The organism is Mesorhizobium sp. M7A.F.Ca.US.005.03.2.1, assembly GCF_003997795.1.
Lineage (GTDB): Bacteria > Pseudomonadota > Alphaproteobacteria > Rhizobiales > Rhizobiaceae > Mesorhizobium > Mesorhizobium ciceri.
The window spans coordinates 1-1,107 of the sequence record NZ_RZRP01001305.1 but is presented as its reverse complement, the minus strand read 5'-3'; the positions used below and the strand labels follow the sequence as shown (position 1 = coordinate 1,107).

Sequence of the window (1,107 nt, the reverse complement as noted above, 5' to 3'; positions counted from 1 at the left end):
CATGGCAGTGCTGGATCGTATCGATGGCGTAGTGATCGGCCTGCTGATTGGTTTCGAGGGCGGGGCGCCGCTTGTCGTCTTCGTTGGCAATCCGCGCGAGACGGCGATTGCGGCGCGCAGCCTGACTGAACTGGACATTTCGGCGATCGGTTCAGAACTGGCCCTTCTGTTCGAGGAGGGTGATCCCACGCGGCCGCTGGTCGTTGGACGCATCGTCGATCCGGCGCACAAGAACAGGGGGTTGAAAGTCGCTCGCGAAGGCGACCGTGTCGTCATCACCGGAGACGAGCGCATAGAACTGCGCTGCGGCCTGGCGTCGATCATTCTAGAAAAGAATGGCCGCGTGACCATTCGCGGCAGCCAGTTGACGAGCCAGGCCAGCGGGACCAACCGTATCCGCGGCGGGGCCGTGCATCTCAATTGAGGTATTGCCGATGCACCCCGTCGCGACCATCGCCGCCATCGTGGATCAACATGCCGAAGATGCCGCTTTCCTCTGGCTTCGCCGCCGCCGCGAAATCGATGGTTCGATTCTCGAGGAGACGGACATCGGCCGCATCGACCAGCGTCTCGACGCGAACATCGAAGGGCTCATGGCTGCCGGCAAGGCCGGCTGGGATGCGGCCCGGGCCCGTTTCACAGACTATGCCGAGCCGGGCGAGCTTTTCGCACTTGGCACGCTGGCATTGCATTGGGGCGATGCTGATCTGGTAGCGATTGCGATCGACGCCGCGGCGAGCCTCGGTGAGGCCGGCCTGTCGAGCCTGTCCGCCGCAGTCGCGCGCACACCGCGTGAAAAACTGCGGCCGTTCGTGGCCGAATGGCTGGACACCCGAGATGCGCCGCAGCGTTGCCTTGGGCTGTCTGCGCTCTGGCATCACCGCGTCGATCCGGGACCGCGCCTGCATGATCTGGCCAGCCATTCCGACGCGAATGTCCGCCGGCGCGCCGTTCGGCTTGCCGGTGGGCTCAAACGGCGCGACCTGCTTCCGGCAGTCCTGGCTGGCCTTGATGGCGAGACGGCGAAAGAACGTCTTGCGGCCGCCTTCGCCGCTTGCCTGCTTGGCGAGGCGCGGTCCGCGCACCCAGTGATCGACAAGATCGTGC

2 protein-coding genes are annotated in these 1,107 nt (G+C 65.2%); both read left to right on the top strand.

Annotation, left to right across the window (positions count from 1 at the left end):
- Position 1: 1 nt before the first annotated feature.
- Entirely contained in the window at positions 2–424 is a 423-nt protein-coding gene (locus EN991_RS37275; RefSeq protein WP_063173923.1) for a DUF6484 domain-containing protein, read from the top strand.
- Between the two features lie 10 nt (positions 425–434).
- Positions 435–1,107 (top strand): hypothetical protein (locus EN991_RS37270; protein ID WP_206519347.1); only part of this gene is annotated, 673 nt, incomplete at its 3' end.

What these genes read in the sequence shown, in the direction of transcription:
- EN991_RS37275 (WP_063173923.1), top strand. Translation starts at nt 2, where the DNA reads ATGGCAGTGCTGGATCGTATCGATGGCGTAGTGATCGGCCTGCTGATT.